Source organism: Polaromonas sp. P1_F1, from assembly GCF_056405795.1.
On sequence record NZ_JBFUBJ010000019.1, the window covers coordinates 1 to 3,264 of the forward strand.

The 3,264-nt window shown below is 57.0% G+C and carries 3 protein-coding genes and 1 pseudogene; 2 read left to right on the forward strand and 2 right to left on the reverse strand.

What is annotated here, in order from left to right; genetic code table 11:
* Positions 1 to 144: pseudogene (locus tag AC1DZE_RS23210) on the reverse strand (IS5/IS1182 family transposase); the annotation flags it as partial.
* Positions 145 to 309: 165 nt separating this feature from the next.
* Between AC1DZE_RS23210 and AC1DZE_RS23215 the strand changes: the two are divergent.
* Positions 310 to 579, forward strand: coding sequence for a hypothetical protein (locus AC1DZE_RS23215; protein WP_139348122.1), 270 nt, complete (start codon positions 310 to 312; stop codon positions 577 to 579).
* 48 nt (positions 580 to 627) lie between these two features.
* Here the strand turns inward: AC1DZE_RS23215 and AC1DZE_RS23220 are convergent, their stop codons facing one another.
* Positions 628 to 1,428 carry a lytic transglycosylase domain-containing protein gene (locus tag AC1DZE_RS23220; protein WP_109786193.1) on the reverse strand — a complete coding sequence of 267 codons (801 nt, stop codon included), beginning with the start codon at positions 1,426 to 1,428 and terminating at the stop codon, positions 628 to 630.
* A 299-nt stretch (positions 1,429 to 1,727) separates the two neighbouring features.
* Here AC1DZE_RS23220 and AC1DZE_RS23225 point away from each other — a divergent pair, with 299 nt between their 5' ends.
* A complete protein-coding gene (locus AC1DZE_RS23225) occupies positions 1,728 to 3,101 on the forward strand; it encodes a transposase (RefSeq protein WP_477700611.1) in 1,374 nt (457 codons plus the stop codon).
* Positions 3,102 to 3,264 lie beyond the last annotated feature (163 nt).

Consider the following 3,264-nt stretch of genomic DNA (forward strand, 5'->3'; position numbering starts at 1 on the left):
GTAGAAGTCGGCGAGGTGATGGCGCAAATCACTCAGATCGAGACACCGATCAATGCTGCGCAGAAGGTGATTGGCTGGGATGTGATCTTCAAGGTTGAACGAGTAAAACAGTCGCTCCTGCCCACTCGATAACTGTCCCATCATGCTGTGTGATCCCCCGCCGGCCAATGCAGCAATTTTGCCGCAGCCCAGACATGGGAGCTACTTTTTCAACAGAATCGGCCAGAAGCGGGCATTCAATTTCGCTATTCATACATTCCCCGAGCGTGCGAAATTACCAGCCCTTCAATTTCTCTCAAAGGCAGACTCATGACCTGCACCCTGGCAGTCTCGAATATTTTAGGTCCATGGAGTGGGGATGACCACACAGGGCTAATGCAGCGCTGCAGGGAGGCATGGGACACACCTCTAGAGAGTTTGAATGATCTTATGGTCGCCACTTTTTTGAATCAGAACATCGCGACCAAACACCTGCTCATCGAGGCAAAGCGCCGCATGGAGGAACAGGAACGAGATGGAACCGAGTACTTCGACGGCCAGCTTCTCGAAGCTATAGAGCGTCTGCAATCTGGGGAGTAATTCATCCCGACGAGTTATTGTGTTCGACACGGCATGCGCGCTGCGGTACTAGCGATGGTTGCGATAGCGTTCGGTCAAGGACTGCACGAGGATGACGTAGGATTGCGTCTCGGCGTAGGGAGGCACCCCGTTGTACTCGACCACGGATGCTTCGCCGGCGTTGTAACCTGCCAACGCCAGCACCTGGTTGCCATTGAAGCGCTTGAGCAACCAGGCCAGGTAGCGCACGCCGCCACGAATGTTCTGTCGTGCGTCGAACGGATTGTCCACGGCGAAGCGCTCGGCGGTGGCTGGCATCAACTGCATCAGCCCCTGGGCGCCGGCTTCGGAAATGGCGTTGGGGCGAAACGCCGATTCGGCATGTATCACTGCGCGGATCAGCGCCCTGTCGACACCATAATGATCCGAAGCGGCTTCGATCTCCCGCTGGTAGGAATGGGGGTCCAGGCGCAGTGAGGCGACCTTGAAATCCTTCGGCACCCTGCACAGATAGCAGCCCTTGATGACATAGAGCTCAAGGACATCGACCCGTGCGGAGATCCCGACGGGGCGCCGGCTCACATATTGACGAATACCCCTGTGGATGAAGGTGAACACCCGAATCCGCACCGCGCCTGAGTTGTCGTCCTGCACAAGCCGTGGCAGGGCCATTGGCTTGGCGCCGACACCCGCCATACCATTCAGGCGAGTGCAGCGGGCGCTGGCGATGGCTTGGTTGGTGTAGCTGATGGCTCCGTCGTTGGCTTGGCATTTGAACATGGCGCTGGCGCACAGTGGCGCGACCAGCAAGGCCAGCTCGATACAGCCAAGAAGGCTCTTGCGAGCCCATCGCCATGCTCTGGAACTCATCACATCGCTCCGCGCCGCAGACGCCGATCAGGCCTGGGGCGCCTGGCCCGGGCGCTGCCTTGGGAGGGCCTATTCTGGGTGATCCGCCTTTTGTTCTGATAGTTATACCCCTTGTATCCGGCCTTGGAACGTGTTTCTTCACCACGCCGTCCGCATCGGTCAGGCGCACGGTGCCTTCGAGGATGTGGCACATCCCGACGCAAACGAATGTCTCCTTCTGGCCGATTCTGTTGAAAAAGTAGCTCCCATGTCTGGGCTGCGGCAAAATTGCTGCATTGGCCGGCGGGGGATCACACAGCATGATGGGACAGTTATCGAGTGGGCAGGAGCGACTGTTTTACTCGTTCAACCTTGAAGATCACATCCCAGCCAATCACCTTCTGCGCAGCATTGATCGGTGTCTCGATCTGAGTGATTTGCGCCATCACCTCGCCGACTTCTACAGCCCGATTGGGCGCCCGTCGATTGATCCTGAATTGATGATCCGCATGCTGATCGTGGGTTATTGCTACGGCATTCGCTCAGAGCGCCGGTTGTGCGAAGAGGCCCATTTGAACCTGGCGTATCGCTGGTTCTGCCGGTTGAGCCTTGAAGATGAAGTCCCCAACCACTCGACCTTTTCCAAAAATCGACACGGCCGCTTTCGGGACAGCGATCTGTTTCGCTGGTTGTTTAATGAAGTGCTGCGTCGTTGCATGGAGGCAGGTCTGGTCAAGGGTGAAGGCTTTGCCGTTGACGCCAGCATCATCAAAGCGGATGCCAGTCGGCAACGCGGCGTACCGGGCGATGAGCCGATCAACTGGAGCGATCCGGCCTTTAGCACCCGCGCTGTACGTGAGTATCTTGAGGCGCTCGATGAAGAGGCTTTGGCCGAAACGCTGCCGAAGCGCCTATCGCTGACTGATCCTCAAGCCCGCTGGACCGCAGCTCCAGGCGGCCCAGCGTTCTACGCTTACTCTACGAATTATCTGATCGATACCGAGCACGGCGTCATCATGGATGTGGAACCCACACCGGCTCATCGCACGGCTGAGGTCGAGAGTACAAAGACCATGATCGACCGGGTCGAAGCGCAGTTCGACATCAAGCCGGATCGCCTCATCGGCGATACCGCTTACGGTACAGCGCCGATGTTGGCCTGGATGGTGGAGGAAAAAGACATCGAGCCGCATGTGCCGGTATGGGACAAAACCGAGCGCAAGAACGACAGTTTTTCGAGTAACGATTTCCACTGGAATGAAGAGGCCGAGGAATACCGCTGCCCAGYTGGCAACGTATTACGCAGTGAATGGCGAGCCTTCAAGAACGAGCGTTCGCACGTCACCAAAGCCAACACCATCATCTTCCGCTCCAGACAGACCGACTGCGCGACGTGTCCGATGAAAGCCAAGTGCTGCCCGAACACGTCGTTTCGCAAGATCGCTCGCAGCGTTCATGAAGCCGCTCGTGATGTCGCTCGACGCATCGCAGCGACGCCGGAGTACGTGCGCTCTCGCCATGAACGTAAGAAGGTCGAAATGTTGTTTGCCCACCTCAAGCGCATCCTGAAATTGGATCGCTTGCGACTACGTGGCATGAGTGGCGCGACCGATGAGTTCACGCTGGCAGCCACAGTGCAGAACCTACGTCGGCTGGCCAAACTGACATCTCAAGGGCCACCAGTCACGGGATAGGTGCGCCTACACTAAGCCAAAAACCTCAAATTAACCCAATAACGACGCAGCAAAGGTCAACGAAGGGCCGAGAAACCACACAAAGTGGTGAGTAGGCTATCCGGTGGTAGCTGTGCTTGATTTTACTCAGGCTGAAAATCCGACTTTTTCAACAGAATCGGCC

Coding starts and splice junctions, on each gene's coding strand:
- AC1DZE_RS23220 (WP_109786193.1), bottom strand. CDS start 1,428: ATGAGTTCCAGAGCATGGCGATGGGCTCGCAAGAGCCTTCTTGGCTGT.
- AC1DZE_RS23215 (WP_139348122.1), top strand. CDS start 310: ATGACCTGCACCCTGGCAGTCTCGAATATTTTAGGTCCATGGAGTGGG.